The organism is Paenibacillus sp. MCAF9 (assembly GCF_052114265.1).
Classification (GTDB): Bacteria; Bacillota; Bacilli; order Paenibacillales; family Paenibacillaceae; genus Pristimantibacillus.
The window spans coordinates 198,057-217,771 of sequence record NZ_JBFREL010000004.1; the positions used below are offsets into that span (position 1 = coordinate 198,057).

Annotated in this window: 14 protein-coding genes; all 14 read left to right on the forward strand. The window is 44.4% G+C overall.

Translation table 11 applies throughout. The annotated features are described in order from the left end of the window. Nucleotides 1-172: 172 nt before the first annotated feature. A complete protein-coding gene (leuB, locus tag AB4Z45_RS08970) occupies nt 173-1,252 on the forward strand; it encodes a 3-isopropylmalate dehydrogenase (protein WP_339207563.1) in 1,080 nt (359 codons plus the stop codon). A gap of 144 nt (nt 1,253-1,396) precedes the next feature. Then, nucleotides 1,397-1,945 (forward strand): peroxiredoxin, encoded by a 549-nt coding sequence (locus tag AB4Z45_RS08975; protein WP_076268005.1) that lies wholly within the window; start codon nt 1,397-1,399, stop codon nt 1,943-1,945. Nucleotides 1,946-2,218: 273 nt separating this feature from the next. Next, the gene (locus AB4Z45_RS08980) at nt 2,219-2,635 is read left to right on the forward strand and encodes a hypothetical protein (protein WP_076268004.1); all 417 of its coding nucleotides are present in this window, start codon (nt 2,219-2,221) and stop codon (nt 2,633-2,635) included. Nucleotides 2,636-2,866: 231 nt separating this feature from the next. Next, nucleotides 2,867-3,682 (forward strand): RNA polymerase sigma factor SigI, encoded by an 816-nt coding sequence (gene sigI, locus AB4Z45_RS08985; RefSeq protein WP_441908809.1) that lies wholly within the window; start codon nt 2,867-2,869, stop codon nt 3,680-3,682. Further along, nucleotides 3,679-4,998 (forward strand): anti-sigma factor domain-containing protein, encoded by a 1,320-nt coding sequence (locus AB4Z45_RS08990; RefSeq protein ID WP_441908810.1) that lies wholly within the window; start codon nt 3,679-3,681, stop codon nt 4,996-4,998. Before sigI ends, AB4Z45_RS08990 begins: the two co-directional genes overlap by 4 nt. A 198-nt stretch (nt 4,999-5,196) precedes the next feature. Further along, the gene (locus AB4Z45_RS08995) at nt 5,197-6,567 is read left to right on the forward strand and encodes an ATP-binding protein (protein ID WP_441908812.1); all 1,371 of its coding nucleotides are present in this window, start codon (nt 5,197-5,199) and stop codon (nt 6,565-6,567) included. Nucleotides 6,568-6,799: 232 nt separating this feature from the next. Then, a complete protein-coding gene (locus AB4Z45_RS09000; protein WP_441908814.1) occupies nt 6,800-8,323 on the forward strand; it encodes a leucyl aminopeptidase in 1,524 nt (507 codons plus the stop codon). A gap of 92 nt (nt 8,324-8,415) precedes the next feature. After that, nucleotides 8,416-9,123 carry a DNA alkylation repair protein gene (locus AB4Z45_RS09005; RefSeq protein ID WP_441908815.1) on the forward strand — a complete coding sequence of 236 codons (708 nt, stop codon included), beginning with the start codon at nt 8,416-8,418 and terminating at the stop codon, nt 9,121-9,123. A 175-nt stretch (nt 9,124-9,298) separates the two neighbouring features. Beyond that, on the forward strand, nt 9,299-10,303 hold the full coding sequence (locus tag AB4Z45_RS09010) for an acetylxylan esterase (protein WP_441908817.1): 1,005 nt from the start codon (nt 9,299-9,301) through the stop codon (nt 10,301-10,303). 293 nt (nt 10,304-10,596) lie between these two features. Then, nucleotides 10,597-13,512 carry a 2-oxoglutarate dehydrogenase E1 component gene (locus tag AB4Z45_RS09015; protein WP_076267998.1) on the forward strand — a complete coding sequence of 972 codons (2,916 nt, stop codon included), beginning with the start codon at nt 10,597-10,599 and terminating at the stop codon, nt 13,510-13,512. 6 nt (nt 13,513-13,518) lie between these two features. Continuing rightward, entirely contained in the window at nt 13,519-14,784 is a 1,266-nt protein-coding gene (odhB, locus tag AB4Z45_RS09020) for a 2-oxoglutarate dehydrogenase complex dihydrolipoyllysine-residue succinyltransferase (protein ID WP_441908819.1), read from the forward strand. Between the two features lie 227 nt (nt 14,785-15,011). Then, nucleotides 15,012-16,814, forward strand: a complete 1,803-nt coding sequence (locus tag AB4Z45_RS09025; RefSeq protein ID WP_441908821.1) for a histidine kinase — start codon at nt 15,012-15,014, stop codon at nt 16,812-16,814. Further along, entirely contained in the window at nt 16,807-18,096 is a 1,290-nt protein-coding gene (locus AB4Z45_RS09030; protein ID WP_441908823.1) for a response regulator, read from the forward strand. Before AB4Z45_RS09025 ends, AB4Z45_RS09030 begins: the two co-directional genes overlap by 8 nt. Before the next feature lie 169 nt (nt 18,097-18,265). Next, on the forward strand, nt 18,266-19,708 hold the full coding sequence (locus AB4Z45_RS09035; protein WP_441908825.1) for an ABC transporter substrate-binding protein: 1,443 nt from the start codon (nt 18,266-18,268) through the stop codon (nt 19,706-19,708). The last annotated feature ends 7 nt before the right edge of the window (nt 19,709-19,715 follow it).

Genomic DNA, 19,715 nt, shown 5'->3' on the forward strand with positions numbered 1-19,715 from the left:
GAACTTTTCAACAGGATTCGCCAAGCAAAAACGCTTTAGCGTCCTTTGGACGCTGAAATAGCTTTGACGGTGAAATATAAGCCCTTTATAAGCTAACAAACTTATAAATTCTTATATTTTTGAAAACGTTGAATGGACAAGTTTAACTCAAAACGAGGAGTGTTACATTATTATGTCAGAAGTTAAAAAAATTGCAGTTATTGCCGGCGACGGTATCGGCCCTGAGGTAGTTGGCGAAGCGCTTAAAGTGCTCAAAAAAACCGAGGAGCTTTACGGCTACAAATTCGAAACAGAACACGGTTTGTTCGGCGGTATTGCAATCGACGAAAAAGGCACACCATTGCCGCAAGAAACACTTGACCTTTGCAAAGGTGCAGACGCGGTATTGCTTGGCGCAGTAGGCGGACCAAAATGGGATAACAACTCCAAGGAGCTTCGTCCAGAAACAGGCTTGCTAGGCATTCGCAAAGCACTTGGCCTTTTCTCAAACATTCGTCCAGCTACCGTATTCGATTGCTTGAAAGAAGCTTCAACTTTGAAGCCAGAAGTGCTTGAAGGCACGGATCTCATCGTTGTTCGTGAATTGACTGGCGGTATTTACTTTGGCGAGAAATTCCGTCGTGAAGGCGCTGGCGGCGAAGAAGCGGTTGATACATGCGTATACAACGTGCAAGAAATCGAGCGCATCGTTCGTCAAGCATTCGATATCGCAATGACTCGCGGCAAACGTCTTGCTTCTGTTGATAAAGCAAACGTACTAGAAACATCCCGCCTATGGCGCGAAGTGGTAAACCGGATCGCTCCTGAATATCCAGAGGTAGAGCTAGAGCACGTGCTTGTTGACAACTGTGCAATGCAATTGCTTCGCCGTCCTTCGAGCTTTGATGTCATCGTAACAGAAAATATGTTCGGCGACATTCTTAGTGATGAAGCTGCAATGCTGACTGGATCAATCGGAATGCTCTCATCTGCATCGCTTGGAGAAGGCAGCTTCGGCTTGTATGAGCCGGTACACGGCTCAGCACCTGACATCGCGGGTCAAGGCATCTCCAACCCAATTGCAACAATCCTTTCCGTAGCGCTTATGTTCCGCCTTACATTTGGTTACCACGAAGCTGCTGCAGCAATTGAAGCAGCGGTGAAAGAAGTTCTTGATGCAGGCCACCGTACAGGTGATATTGCTGTTGATAAGAGCACAGCAATTGGCACAACAGAAATGGGCGATTTGATCGTAGCTGCTCTAAGAAAATAACATCTAGATTATAATTATTATAAATAAATATTAATTATAATATTGACTTGTTTATAAACTAGTGATACTATTTACTAGGTAAGTCACACAGACGAAGTGACATAAACAATAAAATTTATGGATAGGTCAAGGAGGTTTTCTATTATGGCAGAGCGTTTGGTAGGCCGTCAGGCCCCTGATTTTTCAATGGAAACAGCAACAGGTGACGGTAAAGATTTCGGTACAGCATCACTTGCAGATTATAAAGGAAAATGGTTGGTATTGTTCTTCTACCCACTAGATTTCACATTCGTATGTCCAACTGAAATTACTGCACTTAGCATGGCTGCAGCTGAATTCAAAAGCTTGAACACTGAAATTCTTGGTGTCAGCATTGATAGCAAACATAGTCACCGTGCATGGATCAACACGCCGGTTAACGATAATGGTCTAGGTCAACTTGAATTCCCTCTTGCTGCTGATATTACGAAAAGCGTAGCTCGTGACTACGGTGTATTGATTGAAGAAGAAGGTATCGCTCTACGCGGTCTATTCATCATCAATCCAGAAGGAGAAGTACAATATCAAGTTGTTAACCACAACAACGTTGGCCGCAGCGTAGACGAAACTCTTCGCGTATTGCAAGCTTTGCAATCCGGTGGTCTTTGCCCAATCAACTGGAAACCAGGTCAACAAACTTTGGTATCGAAATAATATATTTCGAATAGCAGTATTAACAAAACCCGTGCCATTTAATGGTACGGGTTTTGTTTTTGTCTACATAGGGATACGGATAATGTGAGGAGAAAGCAGGAATTTCGTCCATGCAGAGCGAATATGGTATACTTAGCAACAGATAATAAAAAATGATAGGTTTGTTAACGCAAACTTTAGTTGATGGTTATGAAGACAGGTTTGCTTACGCAAGCCTAAGTTGATGCTTACGAAGATAGGTTTACTACGTAAACCTTTGAGGAGGAGTCGTCAATGAGTTTTTGCTGTGGAGCTAGTATGATTGGAACAAAAGGTACACTTAAGCATATTCGGACGCATATTCACAATGTGCCCATTATGTTTTGTCCTGTCTGTCACCGTGTAGATATTCATTATCTAATCGAAAATGAATATGAGATACTAGCCGAATATGCACATGGCGACGGTGCTGCTGAGGTTGATTTTCAGGAGTACGTAGAGCAAGAAGGCAAGGCGCTGCTTGAGAATTGTGTTAACCATGAGAATGAGGATCCAATGGATGTTGTCCACAGTCAAATCGATATGGCGCTTGATTTGCTAAGCTTTGCCAAGCAAATTGAGGATACGGAATGGCAGCTTGTTCTTAAGAAGCGTCTAGGGATGCTTAACAATAGAAGGAATAAGCTCCGTCAACGCCGTACTTCCGTTTAGTTTTTTAAACATGAATGGTGAGCCTCCTTCACGGGGGCTTTTCTTTATTTTGAAAATATAAAAATGTATCATTTTGTAATTTTTTAAGTTCGTTTGTTTCTCAATCAACGGTTCTTTGGCGATATAAAGGGCACTAAACATGCTTTTAAATGTAAATTAAGATTTTCTCAGAATGTACCCCCCGAAACCGGGCAGACAGAAACGAATCATACTAATAGTGAGGTGGAGCGGTTGTTACTTGTTTTGTTCAAACGCTTTCTGCGGAAGTCTGTTTCTGCCAAAGCAGCAGAGGATGAGCAGAAGCTCACTCCAGAACAATGGGTTGCTCAAATTCGTGAAGGTGACGAGCTGCTGCGTGAGCAGTTCATAGCAGACTATAAGCCTTATATAATAAAAGTTACAAGTCGATTTTGTAAACGGTATATCGATCCGAGTCGAGATGATGAATTCAGCATAGCGCTGCTGGCTTTTAATGAAGCCATCAATCAATTTTCCAGCAGTGCTGGAAAATCATTTCTCGGATTTGCTGAAACCGTCATTCGTCGTCGGCTTATTGACCATGTCCGGAAAGAACAGAGGCATTCTCAGGTTGTGCCTTACAGTATGTTCGACTCAGAGGATGAGGAGCAGCCTCAATATAATTCAGTCGAGACAAGACAAGCGATGAATGCATTTGAGATGAAGCGCACAGAGGACGAGAGAAGGCTTGAGATCACTGAGCTTAATCAAGAGCTTTTGCGATTTGGCATTTCCTTTGCAGAATTGGTAGACAATTCTCCCAAGCATACCGATTCAAGAAAGCTGTTGATTGGTATCGCGCAAACGCTCGTAAGTGAAACGGACTTATTAGATTCTTTAAGGCAAACGAATAAGTTGGCTGTAAAAGAGCTGACCGAAATGTGCGGCGTTTCCCGCAAAACGGTGGAAAGAAATCGAAAATATATTATTGCTATCGCACTAATCATTTCCGGGACATACCCTTACATGCATGATTATTTACATATATCCGATGAGCGCATCGTCGAGAATAAGGAGGCAAGCAAATGAAACGTGGAGTCGTTATGAGCATTCATAAGCAGTATGCAGTTGTGATGACGGCAGACGGTCAATTTTTGCAGGCCCCTATTCAGGGAACTACACAAATCGGAGAAGAAGTGACATTCGAAGAAGAGTTTAAGAAGCGCGTCATCCAGAGGCCGATTTATTGGTATGGGAGTGCTGCCGCTCTAATTTTGATTCTGTTTGTTCCACTTTTATTTTTCATGCAAAGAGACTCACAATCCGTAGTTGCTTACGTGAGCATGGATATTAATCCAAGCGTAGAGCTAGGCGTCGATGAAAACGAGAAAGTACGTGAGCTTCGCGCACTTAATGAAGATGGAGAAGTCATTATTAAAGGGCTCAAATACGCAGGTATTCATGTGGAAGAGGTTGCTGCTTCTATTTTGGAGAGGGCTAAAGGCTCACATTATCTGGATACGCCAAACAAGGATATTTTTATTACGAGTGTTTTATTAGACGACAAATTTGCGAGTAAAGGCGATTTTGAGAATATTTTGACGGGAAAAGTCGACGAGAAACTGAAAATGCTGCTCGCTCAGCTTGAGGCAGAAGCAGCAAGTGCTACAATTACAACGTTGTCGCTGCCTAATGAGGTGCGTGAGGAAGCAGCTATAAATGGTATTTCTTCAGGCAAGATGGCCGTATATTTAATGGCAAAGGATGAAGGCTATAGTATCGAATTGGAGCAATTGAAAAAGCAATCCATCGATCAGGCAACAGCGTCTATCGGCGGAGTGAAGACGATTGTAAGCAATGCGGGAGATACGAGCAAAGAAAAGCTCAAGAAGCTGGTAGCACTGGAGAAAGAGGATAAGGTTAAGCAGCAAAAGGAAGAAACAAAGCCAAAACCGAAACCGATTAAACCGACTGCGACTCCAACTGCAAACAAGCCTGTAAAAGTAGAAAAACCAAATAAGCCTGTCGTTAGCGGAGTAAATAAAGGCAACGCAACTAATAAGCCCAATAAAAACGGGACATGGGGCAACAAGCCGGTAATTACGCCAGGGAAACCAACGAAGCCAGTTCAGCCTACAATGCCGAGCGGCGGTAAAAACGATCATAACGATGACGACAAAAATAATAACAATCATAATCATGATCGAAATAATAATGATGATGACAATGATCGAAATCGAGATCGCAATGATAGCAACAATAATCGCAATAATAACGTAAACAGTCATCAAGGCAATCAGGAAAATCATAATTGGAAAAATCGAGATGATGATAAAAAAAATAAGGAATGGAAGCACGATTGGGATCGATGGTATAAAGGTCGGGGGAGCAACAATAATGATTAGACTTCCGATATAAAAATGAACAAATAGCAGGAAATAAATGCTTTAGGCTAAAGTCCTAGATGACTTTCGGGCAGACTTTTTGCCTATTTAAGGTGCATAATTCGACAGGATTTCCGATTGACAGGGATTGTAAACTCGCCCTATGATTAGTAGTAACTGTAACCGTTATTTATAGATGCTGCCGGGGAGGAGTACAAGATGTTGGCCATTCGAAAGCGCTATTTCCCGGCGCTTGCCGAGTATATTCGGAGTGGTAAGGAAGTATCATTATTCCATGCTAACGAGCTTGGCAAGGAGCTTTACGGAATAAATCCTGAAGAAATTATTGCCGTACATGAGGAATGCATACAGTCTTTGGCTGCAAATGTTGACTCGGAGGAGGCTGTGCGATTATATAATCGTTCCTTTGTATTTTTAATGGAGATTATGGTTGCTTGCCGATTTCGTTTGCAGCCAGAGAGATCAACGGACCAAAAATTCACTGAAATGCGTGAGATGCTTTTCAGGTCCAACCGCTCCTTTGAACGAGTCAAAAATAAGTATGAAAATGTTTTGCAGCACATGGACAGTGGAATTGCTTTGTTTGATAGTGATGGAATTTTATCGTTTATTAATGTACAAATGGCCAAGCTGCTCGACATCCCTCGGAAAACATTAATTGGTTGTACGATAAAGGAAATATTAAGACATCGGCGGCTTACTAGCAGCACGAAGCGAACAGTTCTTAGACTCTACAAAGAAATGTTTCTCATGCATAGCAAATATTATGAGTTCCAACACAAAGATGGTAAACATCTATTGGTAACGGTTACATACGGTGATCAGTTAGACGGTGATTTTTTAATTAGCGTGAAGGATGTTTCTGAATATAAGCAAATTGAGCAGACGGCATTGCAAAACGACAAGCTTGCCATGCTCGGGAAAATTGCTGCTGCAATTGCACATGAAATTCGTAATCCGTTGACAAGCATTCGCGGCTTTATTCAGCTATTGCGGCCATATTTACTGGAAGTGGGCAAAGAAGAATACGCTCGTATTATTTTAACGGAAATCGACCGGGCAAATGATATCATTTATGAATTTCTAAATTCGTCCAAGCCATCAGCACCAATGAAACAATTGGTGTCTATCGATCATTTAATAAAAGAGGTTGTGCTTCTGACAGAAAGTGAAGCTTTGATGCGGAATTGCGAAATTAAAGCGGAGTGTTATTGCTCAGAGCATCTCGTCTCGATTGATGTTAAACAAGTGAAGCAGGTTATTTTGAACATTATTAAAAATTCACTCGATGCGATTGAAGAAGTTCAGAGCGAGCGTAGAGGCCTTATTGATATTATTACACGTGGAAATGGACAATTTGCCGAAATTATTATTAAGGATAACGGAAAAGGGATGGACAAAGCAACGATGAGCAGATTGTTTGACCCCTTCTTTACGACGAAGCAGTCGGGTACAGGGTTAGGCTTATCGGTAAGCTACAGAATTGTTCGCAATCATAACGGTACGATTAGAGTAGATAGTCAATTAGGGGTAGGGACTGAATTTATTCTGACTCTGCCATTAGCTTAATGTTCACTACAAAAAGATTGGCTTAGCTGAATTGAATCGGATGCTCTCCCCCAATCGTGGGCGGGGAGTATTTTGCTTTTTCATATCATGTTAGCTAAGTGACAAGTCTGCAATTATAAACATGGCAAAGAGGAGAACGCTTAGGTATAATGAGTTTGAAAAAAGCGATTGAAACGATTCAAATGAAATGGATTCAGTTAAGTAAATCCATTTGGAGAGCGAGGAAATAATAATGAGTATTCAATTTACATACGGGGTTCGCGGTACAGAGCAAGCAAATGTAGATGCGGTTATTCGTTTTGTCAGTAAAAAAGAGTTGACGCAATCAGAAGCAGTTACCCCAATCGTACAGCCGCAAATCGATGAAGCGCTTAGAGGGCGTTATGCTAAAGGGTTGTTTAAAGCGGATTCGGAGCAAACGGAGATTATGCCGACGCTTGGATTGTATCCTGCGTCTCATATCGTGTTTGTTGGACTTGATCAGGATGGCGGAGCTACGAGCCTGCGGCTTGCAGCAGCGGCTGCAGCCAAAGCATTGAAAAAATTATTGGCGGTAAATGTGCAAGTACTACTGTCTGATGCACTTGTTGAAGGGCCAGCTGCAAGCCTTGGAGTGGAGTCTACTGCACAAGCGCTGACTGAGGGCTTGCTGCTCGCGCTTCATGATCGACAGCCGTTAAAACGGGAGAAAGCGGAGCGATTTTCACTGAAAGAGGTTGCACTCGTACCACAGGGAGCAGCTGCATCCGCAGAGGAAGCGGCTTTATGGACACAAGGGATAACAAAAGGCCGATTGTATGTTGAAGGGGTCATTTTGGCGAGAGATCTTACGAATCTGCCTGGTAATGATCTTACGCCAGAACGGTTGGCGTATCATGCAGAGGAATTAGGGCGTGAGCTTGATTTGGAAATTGAAGTCATTGACGAGTGGAGCGCGGCTGAGCAGCGGATGGGCGGTCTATTAGGCGTTGGTCAAGGCAGCATAAATCCACCGCGTATGATCGTTATTCACTATAAAGGCAATCCAAATTCAGAAGAGGCATGGGGACTAATCGGAAAAGGAATTACATTTGATACGGGCGGTATTTCCTTGAAGAGAGCGGAGGGCATGCAGGATATGATTTCCGATATGGGCGGCGCAGCTGCTGTGCTGGGTGCTATTCGCGTCATTGGAGAGCTAAAACCAGCAATCAACGTCATCGCAGTCATTCCGACAGCTGAAAATATGCCTTCGGACCGAGCGATTAAACCTGGAGATGTGCTGCGCATGATGAGCGGCCATACCGTTGAGATTGTGAATACCGATGCTGAAGGCAGATTAGTGCTGGCAGATGGACTTACGACCGCAATTACAAGGGGAGCAACGAAGCTGATTGATGTGGCAACTTTAACTGGTGCCGTATCCGTAGCCTTGGGTACGCACGCAACGGGCGCTATTACAAACAATGACGAGCTCTACAAACAGGTGCAGCTTGCGTCAGAGAGAGCTGGCGAACGAATCTGGCAGCTTCCTTCTTATCCGGAATATAAGCGCCAGATTAGAAGCGATGCGGCAGATTTGAAAAATAGCGGCGGAAGATATGCCGGTACGATAACCGGCGGATTGTTCATTGGACATTTTGCCGAAGGATTGCCGTGGGTGCATCTCGATATTGCCGGAACTGCATGGCTGGATTCGAGCAGAGGCTGGGAGCCTAAGGGAGCTACTGGCGTCATGGTTAGAACTTTAGTTGAATTGATTGTACATCAAGAATAAGCTTTGAGATGTGATGATTTGGAGGTTCGCCGCTAATGGCGTACCTCCTTTATTTGCGCAGTAATACGTGGACTAAAATGGAGGCCTGACATATGACCTATGAAGAGATAATGAAGGAATTAGAGCGGCTAGGCAATGAGCAAACGAAAATGACCTTTATTCGTCATGGAGCGATGGAGCCGCTCTTTGGTGTGAAAATCGGTGATTTGAAGAAGCTTGTTAAATATGTAAAAAAAGACGAAGAGCTAGCGCTAAAGCTGTTTGCGTCCAGTAATAGCGATGCGATGTATTTGGCGGGACTTTCAGTTAATCCAAAAACCATTGCTAAAGAGACGCTGCAGCAATGGGTCAAACAAGCTTATTGGTACATGGCAGCGGAATATACGGTAGCAGGTGTCGCAGCGGAAAGCCCTTTTGCCCATGAGCTGGCAGTAGAATGGATAGACTCCTCGGAAGAGATGGTGTCAACGTGCGGCTGGAGCACTTATGCGAATTACATTTCTATTACACCGGACGAGCAGCTGGATTTTGATGAAATTCGCTTTTTGTTAAATAGAATAAAGGAAACTATTCATACGGAGCAAAATCGTGTTCGTTATACGATGAACACCTTCGTTATGATTGTCGGTATTTATGTCTCGGAGCTGCGTGAAGAAGCAGAGGCCGTTGCAGCATTCATCGGCAAGGTGCATGTAGATGTCGGAAATACAGCATGCAAGGTCCCGTTAGCTAGTGATTATATCCAAAAAACAGTTTCTTTGGGCAAAGCAGGCGTTAAGAAAAAAACTTGTATCTGCTAACTGTGCTAACTGTTAATGCCCTATGGTAAATAATGAACAATTCATTTTCAAAAAAGGCTATTTTTGGTTTGGCTCAATGAGTTAAACTTGAGATAGCTTATTTTATTTATGCCTCAAAGAACAATTTCTTTGTGTGTCGGAACGAAAATACATAGTGGAATAGGGGTATACTTATATGCATGCAATAAATAGAAGGAAAAATGATTTATTAGCTTATCGGCCATCCGTAACGATGGATGTTGAAGAGTTAAATCAATACTGGGAAAATGTATTAAACAGCTATGCAGAGAGGCCGCTTGATGTGAGGAGACAAACGGTTGAAACGCCAATCACGACGGTGAGAACGGAGCGTTTAACTTATAAAGGCGGAGATGATACGCCTATTCACGGGTTGTACATCGTTCCTCAGCAAGGATTAAACGGTGCGAAGCTGCCTTGTGTCGTTATTTATCAGGGTTATACAGGCGACAAGGGACTACCAGAGCGTTATGCTGCATGGCTGCTGCTGGGTTATGCCGTATTTGCAGTTGATGCTAGAGGGCAAGGTGGCGAAACAGGCAACTTGTTAACCTCTGATGAAGGATTCGTCAAAGGCTGGGTTTCACAGGGAATAACGAATACCGAGCGCAGCTACTACCAGGCGATTACAATGGATGCGGTTAGAGCAGTGGATACAGCTGCCCTACAGGATGAGGTGGATGAGTCGCGGATTGCGGTTGTTGGCGCTAGTCAAGGAGGCGGATTGTCATTGCTTGCTGCAGCGCTGAACTCCAAGGTAAGCGCGGTCGTTGCCGATATTCCGAACATGTGCCATATGGATTTTGGCCTAATGAATTCGACGAGCTCGCTTACGGAAATTGCGCAGTACATTAAAAGGTATCCTGATCGGCTCAACGCAGTGCTGTCTACGCTTGCTCATTTTGACCTGTTGAATTTGGCTGAACGCATTAAGGCGCCTGTGTTGATGTCGGTTGGCTGGAAAGATACCGTGTGTATGCCAGAGACCATCTACGCCGTATACAATCGGATACGATCGCTTAAGCAGCTAAATGATTATCCTTTTTCAGGTCATGAGGTAAGTGAATACCAGAACCGAGAATCGATTTTATTTTTACAGGAAGCGCTGAAAAACGGCCTAAAGCCTTCAATTGATGCAATCGAGCAGCAAGATCAGAATTAATGCTCAATTAGTTGTCCAAAAGAGACAATCAATGCTTCAAATGGATGATATCGATGCCAATATGGTTATGGATGGAGAGCGTACTATGTACTAGAATATATATGAGCTATAAAACGGTGTCCTTGACACATGTTCATTTTTCTTACTTTTCCCTTTATATGTTAAGGGATTAGTGTTTGCTTGATTATTATTGAAAACGATTTAGGCAAGTGCAAGTTGGCGAGCATGTATGGCGAGCATCGCCTTAGAAAATAATAGGATGGCAATGAATAGAGAGGGTGGAATTTTCTGCAATGAGCAACCATGATGAGCGAAATTATTCGCCTTGGCAAAGCTACTATGGCCCCAACCTTGGGTATGTGCAGGAGCAATACGAGCGTTTCTTAACTGATCCAGACTCCGTAGAGTCTACAGTTCGTGAGCTTTTTGTACGTTTCGGGGAACCTCCGGCTACACTACAAGGAGAAGCTCCGAGCATTACGGCTAAGCCAAGCGAGCAAAAGGCTGCATCACATGCAGCAGCACCTGGTCCGATTGATTCAAATATGTTGAAAAAGGTTGTCGCTGCGCATCAGCTAATGCTGAACATTCGCAGATACGGCCATTTAGCTGCAGATATTGATCCGCTCGGCTTCAGCCCTGCTGCTGATACAAAGCTGCTTGAGCCAGAAACTTTCGGACTTACGCAAGCGGACTTAACCTCTATTCCAGCATCGCTTATTTGGGATAATGCGCCAGCATCAATCTCGAATGGCTGGGAAGCAATCAACCGCTTGAGAGAGATTTATACCCGTTCAGCGGCGTATGAATTTACACATATTCATGATGAGAGTGAACGCAATTGGCTTAACAAACAGGCGGAGTCGGGAAGCTTCCCAGCACCGCTGTCTGCAAGAGAACGTTCAGCGCTGCTTGAGCGTCTAATGGAAGTCGAGTATTTCGAGAACTTCCTGCACCGGACATTCGTTGGACAAAAACGTTTCTCTATCGAGGGCGTAGACATGCTCGTGCCAGTGCTTGATGAAATCGTCCGCTCCGTTGCACACGATGGAGCACACCATATTCTTATGGGCATGGCGCATCGCGGTCGTCTCAACGTACTGACGCATGTACTTGGCAAGCCTTATGAGAAAATATTTTCTGAATTTCACCATGCTCCGAATAAAGAGCTTATTCCGTCTGAAGGATCAATGGGCCTTAATTATGGCTGGACCGGCGACGTAAAATATCATCTAGGTGCTGACAGAGCTGTGAAGGAAGGCGAAACGATTCGTGCGAATCTTACCCTTGCGAACAACCCGAGCCACTTGGAATTTGTTAATCCAGTCGTTGAAGGCTTCACACGCGCAGCTCAAGAAGATCGCAGCAAGCGGGGAATGCCTACACAAGATCCAGCGAAAGCAGTGACGATTGCCGTTCACGGCGACGCGGCTTTCATTGGTGAAGGAATTGTAGCGGAAACGCTCAACTTCAACAAGCTGCAAGGTTATCACAATGGCGGTACGATTCATATTATCGCAAATAATCGCCTTGGCTTTACGACGAACAGCATTGATTCTCGCTCGACGCATTACGCAAGTGATCTTGCGAAAGGCTTCGACATTCCTATCGTACACGTAAATGCGGATGAGCCGGAAGCTTGCTTGGCAGCAGTACGCCTCGCTTGTGAATACCGTCTCCGCTACAATAAAGGTTTTGTTATTGATTTGATTGGTTACCGTCGTTTCGGTCATAATGAAATGGACGATCCAGAAGTAACACAACCGCTGATGTATGCAAAGGTTCGCAATCATCCGACCGTAAGCGTGCTTTACAGCGAGCAGTTGAAGGGTGAGAAGGCGATTACGGAAGCGCAGGTTGAAGAATTGCGTCAACGTACGAACGGCAAGCTGCAAGCAGCCTATGATGCGATGAAAGCGAAGGAAGGCGAGCCGAAGCTTCGCGGTGAGCAAAACAAAACAACGCTTCCTACAGGCGAGGAAGTACGCACTGCAGTTCCGCTTGAGACGCTTCGTGAAATCAATCTGGAGCTGCTTAACCGTCCAGAAGGCTTCACAGAATATACGAAGCTTCAACGTATTTTGCAGCGCAGAGCTTCAGCTTTGAACGATGGGGAAAAGGTTGACTGGGCACATGCCGAGACGCTTGCCTTCGCAACGATTCTTGCAGACGGTACACCTATTCGTCTAAGCGGTCAGGATTCGGAGCGCGGAACGTTTGCACATCGTCATATTATGCTTAATGATAATGCGACGGCAGCTAAGTTCTCGCCGCTGCATATTTTGCCGCAAGCGAAAGCATCCTTCGCCGTTCATAACAGCCCATTGTCGGAAACGGCAGTACTCGGCTTTGAATATGGCTACAACGTATTTGCGCCTGAAACCTTTGTTATCTGGGAAGCGCAATATGGTGACTTTGCCAACGTTGCCCAAGTTATTTTTGACCAATTCATCTCAGCTGGCCGTGCGAAATGGTCGCAAAAATCAGGCATTACGATTTTGCTGCCGCATGGCTATGAAGGCCAAGGACCGGAGCATTCAAGCGCTAGACTTGAACGTTTCCTTCAGCTTTCAGCTGATAACAACTGGACCGTTGCGAACCTTTCAACGTCCGCTCAATATTTCCACTTGCTGCGCAAGCAAGCAGCGTCGCTTGGCACGGAGCATGTTCGTCCGCTCGTTCTAATGGCGCCTAAGAGCTTGATCCGCAACCCTCGTGTTGCGTCGCATGGCGTTGCGTTCAGCGAAGGCTCATTCAAGCCGGTGCTTCCGCAATTCAAGCTGACAGAGCCGAAGGAACAGAAGGATAAAGTAAAACGTTTGCTTCTTTGCACCGGTAAAGTAGCAATCGATATTGAAGAGGCGCTTGCATCGACAAATGCTGAAGATTATGAATGGCTGCGCGTTGCAAGAGTAGAGCAGCTGTATCCGTTCCCTCATGCAGAAATCGAACGCATTGTGAAGCAATTCGACAAGCTTGAAGAAATCGTATGGGTACAAGAAGAACCGCAAAACATGGGGTCATGGAGCTTCATGGAACCGCGTCTTCGCGCGTTAGCTCCTAAGAAGGCAGCTGTTCGCTACGTTGGCAGACCTGATCGTTCAAGTACTGCAAGCGGACACCAAGAAGTACATGCCGCAGAACAAAAATGGATTATTTCGACAGCATTGAACGGCAAACCAGTTGAAACAAGTTTGATTAGGGGGTAGTGACTAATGGCTGAAATTATTGTACCGGAACTAGGCGAGTCCATTTCTGAGGGCACAATTACCAAATGGTTCGTGAAGGAAGGCGACTCCGTCAATCAGGGAGATGTCCTACTAGAGCTTGAAACCGATAAGGTTAACATAGAAATTAGCGCAGACAATAGCGGTGTTGTATCTCGCATTGCTAAACAAGACGGAGAAGTTGTACTTGTAGGCGAAGCAATCGGTTCGATTGGAGAAGCAGCGGGCGGAGCAGCCGCACCTGCTGCTCCGGCAGCTGAGCCAGCACCTGTTGCTGCTCCTGCCGCAGTAGCTGAGCCAGCACCTGTTGCTGCTCCTGCCGCAGTAGCTGCACCAGCTGCTGCGCAAGCGGCGCCTGTTGCCTCTTCTGCAATTGAAAGTGCAGCAACGATTAATGCATCGCCAGCTGCTCGTAAACGTGCTCGTGAGCAAGGCATTGATCTTTCAGCGCAAGGACAAGCTCCTGCTGCTGCACCTGCGCCAGCGGTTGCCACTCCGGTTAAATCTGCTCCGCTAACACAATCAGAACCTGCTAACGCAGGCAAAGATGTGAAGCCGACTGAACGCAAACGGATGTCTCGTCGCCGGGTTACGATTGCTAACCGCCTAGTTGAAGCACAACGCACAGCAGCGATGCTGACGACTTTCAATGAAGTGGATATGACTGCGATTCTTGATTTGCGCAAACGCCGCAAGCAAGCTTTCTTCGAGAAAAATGATGTGAACCTAGGTTTTATGTCATTCTTCACGAAAGCTGTAGTTGGTGCGCTTAAAGCATTCCCGCTGCTTAATGCTGAAATTGACGGCGAAGATATTGTTACGAAAAAATTCTATGATATCGGCATTGCAGTATCTGCAAAAGAAGGTCTTGTCGTTCCAGTCGTACGTGACGCGGACCGTCTAAGCTTCGCTGAAATCGAGAAAAATATCGTTGAGCTTGCTGGCAAAGCAAGATCAAACACGCTTGCCATTTCTGATTTGCAAGGCGGAAGCTTCACTATTACGAATGGCGGCGTATTTGGCTCCTTGCTGTCCACGCCAATTCTTAATGCACCGCAAGTTGGTATTCTCGGCATGCACAAAATTCAAATTCGTCCAGTAGCAATCGATGACGTTCGTATGGAAAACCGTCCGATGATGTATCTTGCATTGTCTTACGATCACCGTATCGTAGATGGCAGCGAAGCTGTTCGCTTCCTCGTAACCGTCAAAGCGCTTCTAGAAGATCCAGAAGCACTTCTTCTCGAAGGCTAAATATAAAGCATCACATTAGAGACTGTCCTTTAAGTAGAGTGATCTACTCAAAGGACAGTCTCTTTTTTGCGATTAAGATGGCCATTTTATTATGTTATGAAAAAAAGATGTCGAAAAAAGATCTGAATATCGATTACAATAAACATAATATTGAACATGGAAGCGGGCGTATTATCGGCTACAATTAAGATTTAAGAAGTATTCAATGGAGAGAGGCTGCATAATAGATGCGAGAATCCTTTACTAATCTCACAATGCTCCAGCGATTCATCGCGTTGTTTATTGTACTAGTCGTTATACCTGTTATTTTTATGGATTGGGTTGTCTCGCGCAATGTCGCAGAAATTACGGAGCGGCAAGTGGGTTCGACTCTGGTGAAGTGGGTGGAATCAAGTCATGTAACGATTGATCGAACAATCATGCATATGGAAGAGACCATGAATTCGATCATGATGACCAAGGAAATTCAGGAAATGCTTAATATCCCGTTATCTTCATCCTACGAGCGTTTTAGACGGTTCACGTCTCTGGATGAGATGCTGCTCAAACAAACATCTCCTAAAATAGCGTATTCTTTTTTTATGCCGGATTCTGAAAGCCTTTACTCTTTTGTGCCTTCTTTGGATATTCAGACGCGAGGCATCTACTTCTCTACAAATGTGGATGCGCTTCCATGGTATAAGGAGGCTTATCGTGCACAGGGGCGGGGAGTGCTGAAGGTACTGCATCAATTCGGAGATAATCCGTCCGATCTGGAGACGCTTGTTATGGTAAAACAAATGAACAGCATAACGAATGGGCGCTCACCAGAAGCTGGGTACTTGATCGCGTCGGGACTTGAACGTGTGCTGGCAAGTGATCTTGATCCTGATAATGTGGCGAAGGACGGCGAATTATTGATTTTAAATGAAGATAATATCGTCATCTCAACAACAAGCAACTACTCCATCGGAAAGATCCTCCCGTTGCCGGACTACGTATCGAATTCCAAAGGTGGATATTATACGCTAGAGGTTGATGGGAAAAAGTGGCTATATGCCATTCATCAAAGCGAGCAAAGTAAAACAAAGCTGCTCTACAAAACACCGCTGCAATCTATAATCGGCGATCATGAGGTTATTGAGCAGCTCGTTTATTATTCGATGATGGGTTATTTCCTGCTCTTGCTCCTATTAGGTGTTTACTTTATTCGTTCCATCGTTCGTCCAATTTCTAGACTCGCTAGGCATACACGCTCTTATGAGCCAGGCAAACCGCTTGGCTTAACACAATATCCACAGCGTACCAAAGATGAAATCGAAATTTTAAACAATAATTTCATGGATATGACAGAGCGGCTAAATGAAACGATCCACGATAAATATGTGCTTGAGCTGAAGCAAAAGGAGGCGGAGCTGTCGATCCTTCATTCACAAATCAATCCGCATCTGCTTTATAATACGCTGGAATCCATTTATTGGCGGATGACGCTTGAGGGAACGGACGAGTCAGCGGAAATGGTTCGAGATCTCTCCCTTGTAATGCGAATTGGCCTTAGCCGAGGCAAATCATTAATTACGATTGAAGAAGAGCTGCAGCATGCAGAGGCTTATGTAAGGCTTCAACTAAAGCGTTATGATTATAATTTCAGTGTCAATTGGATCATTCAAGAGGAAGCGAAGAGCTGTCTAATTCCGAAGGTTGTACTGCAGCCGCTTATCGAAAATGCAATCGTGCATGGCATCAAACGAATGGATAGTGATGGCGAGCTATGGATATCAATCAAGCTGGAGCTGGATTGCATCGTCATTGCAATAGAAGACAACGGATATCGCTTGAGGGATGTTGCGCACATTTATGATATTTTGGAAGGCAGAAATCCTGATGCAGGATACGGCATTCGAAACGTCAATAAACGAATCCAATTGCATTTTGGCGAGTTATTCGGTTTGGAATATGCTTTGCGTGCGGAAGGCGGGCTTCGGGCTCAGCTTACGATACCAATCTCACATACCACAGAAGACCTCATGAGGGAGGAAGAGCATGTATAATATACTGATTGTTGATGATGAACCGATGATTTGTAAAGGGATCAGCTCAATATTAAGGCAGTCAGATATTCAAATCGGCGAGCTGTTTACGGCTGGCAATGGCTTTGAAGCCTTGGATTATTTTCGACTGGAGAAAATAGATTTGATCATTACAGATATTCAGATGGAGCATATGAACGGCATTGAGCTCATGGAAACGATATTTGTAGAAAATAGTGCGGTCCCGATTATCGTGCTGTCTGCGCATGGAGAGTTTGCTTATGCTCAGAAAGCAATGAAGTTCGGCGCCAAAGAGTATATCGTAAAGCCAGTCATGCCGAAGCAGCTTATTCAAATAGTTGGAGGTTTGCTAAGACATAAGGAAAGTGAGCTTCGCACGGCATCCGATGCTGCGTTCAATCGCAAGTTTTATTTGGAGGAAACGAATCCAAAGCAGCATATGCTGCTTAACGAGTTAATTACGGAAGGGCTTGGCGAGTCGGAGGTTGAAGCTTTATTTCAATCATTAGGATTAAAGATGGAGGGCCCCTGCTTCTGTTTGTTTACAATCCAGCTGCATTTGAAAAACGCTGGTAAAACGGATAAAGACATTCAGTCCTTGCGGGATCGGAATTTGCTTAAGTATGCCTGCTACAACGTGGTAGAGGAAACGATCAGCAGCTGGGATAAGTTATTGTTTTATTCACCGAATGGAGCTCTGACTGTCGTGCTGCAGCTTTCAACAAAAGAGCTGGACCATTCGATGAGAAGCAGCTTGCTGACGACGATCGGACAACAACTTCATGCGCATCTGCTGGAATACTTAAATGTCCAATGCACGATTGGGATTAGTACGATTAAGGAAGGGCTGTACAGCTGGGCAGAGCTATACAAGGAAGCGATCTCCGCGCTAAAAATGACAGAGGTTCATCATGATCATCATGTATTTTTGGCCGAGGATGTGTCAGACAAAAAATCTACGGAGGATCATAATGGAGATATTCAGGAAGCGAGAGGCTACATAGACAAACATTTTAGTAAAAAAGGAATGAAGCTGCAGGATATTGCGGATGCCGTTCATCTAAGTCCCAATTATTTGAGCTATTTATTTAAAAAGGTGCTTAATATTACGATATGGGATTACCTGACGAAGCAGAGAATGGAAGCTGGAAGAAGGCTGCTGCTTACGACTGATATGCGGAGATACGAGATTGCAGATGAGATTGGTTATGAGTCGCCGGAGCATTTTAGCAAAATGTTTAAAAAGTATTTTGGCTATAATCTATCAGATTTAAAAAAATAACATTTCTGCTCGTGCTGCTGCGCGAGCAGTTTTTATATGTCGAACAATATGTCGAAATCATAACAGCGCACACCTTAACCGTAACAGCGACCATCGTGTAGAGGGAAGAAGCTGACTTATAATGAGGATGCAAGCAACAAAAGACCTAATTGAGAGGGGAACCAACACGATGAAGATCAGGGGAATCGTAATCAGCATGCTCGTACTAATGATTGTATTGGCAGGCTGCAGTGGCAGTAACAATGGCGGAAACAAAGGGAAAGAAGAAAATGCTGGAAAAGCAACGAATGCAGCTGTAAACAAAACAGAGGAGCAGCCAGCAACTGAGAAACCAGCAGAGCCTGTAGAAATTACAGTTCAAGGCCAACCGCCGGATAGAACAGAAGCGATCGAGCAGTTGAACCTGAAAATTGAGCGTTTCAAAAAAGCAAACCCTAACGTTACGATCAAGACGGACGATTGGCAGTACAATCCAACTGAAATCGGAATTAAAATGGCTGCTAACAATGCGCCAACTGAGTTTAATGCTTATTTGACAGAAGGACGTGTTCTAGCTGAAAAAGGCTGGGCGGCTGATGTTACGAGCCTTATTGAAAATTGGAAAAACAAAGATGACCTAAATCCAATTATGACGGGTCCATTCTCCGTTGACGGTAAAATTTATGGTATTCCAGTAGATGCTTATGTTATGACAATTACGCTTAACAAGAAAATTTTCGAGGAAAAGGGCGTTCCGCTTCCATCGCTTGACTGGACTTGGGAAGAGCTGATTGAAACTGCGAAAAAAGTAAACGATCCGGCTAAAGGTATTGCTGGCTTTATCCCAATGGGCAAAGGCACAGAAGCAGGCTGGAACTGGACGAACTTCTTGTTTGCAGCGGGCGGCGACATTCAAACGGTTGAGAACGGCAAAGTAAAAGCAACATTCAACAGCGAGCAAGGTTTGAAAGCGTTGGAGTTTTACAAGCAGCTGAAAGATGCTGACGTGCTTCCGAAAAACTGGGCGCTAGGCTACGGCGATGCACTCAACCTGTTTAACCAAGGCCGTGGTGCAATGGTTATGTGCGGAAGCGGCAATGCAGCGGATGCAGCCATCAACACAGGCGGTATCAGCAAAGACGACGTCGTGATTTATCCAATCCCATCCGTAACTAAAGGCGGCAAGCACACTGGCGTACTAGGCGGCAGCTTCAAAGTCATCAACCCTAAAGCAGATGCTGCACAGCAAAAAACAGCATTTGACTGGTTGACTTCCGAGTATTTCACTGACGAATTCATTAATGCAATTGATGGTGAAATTACTACACGTAAATCAGAAAACAAAGTATATATTCCACAAACAATTTTCTATTGGACACCAGAATCGGAGTTCGGTCAAAAATGGGATACGATGTTGGCTAAACACGACAATGTGTTCACATATGACCCTGCTTTGATGGCTTTGCTTGATGGTAAGCCGGAGCCGCAATATGAAACACAAGCTTTCTATGCAGAAATGGCTAACGTTATTCAAAAAGTGTTCACGACAAAAAATGTTGATTTGAAAAAAGTGTTGGATGAAGCAGCAGCTAAAGTCCAATCGGAATTCTACGACAAAATTACGATTCAATAATAAGCCG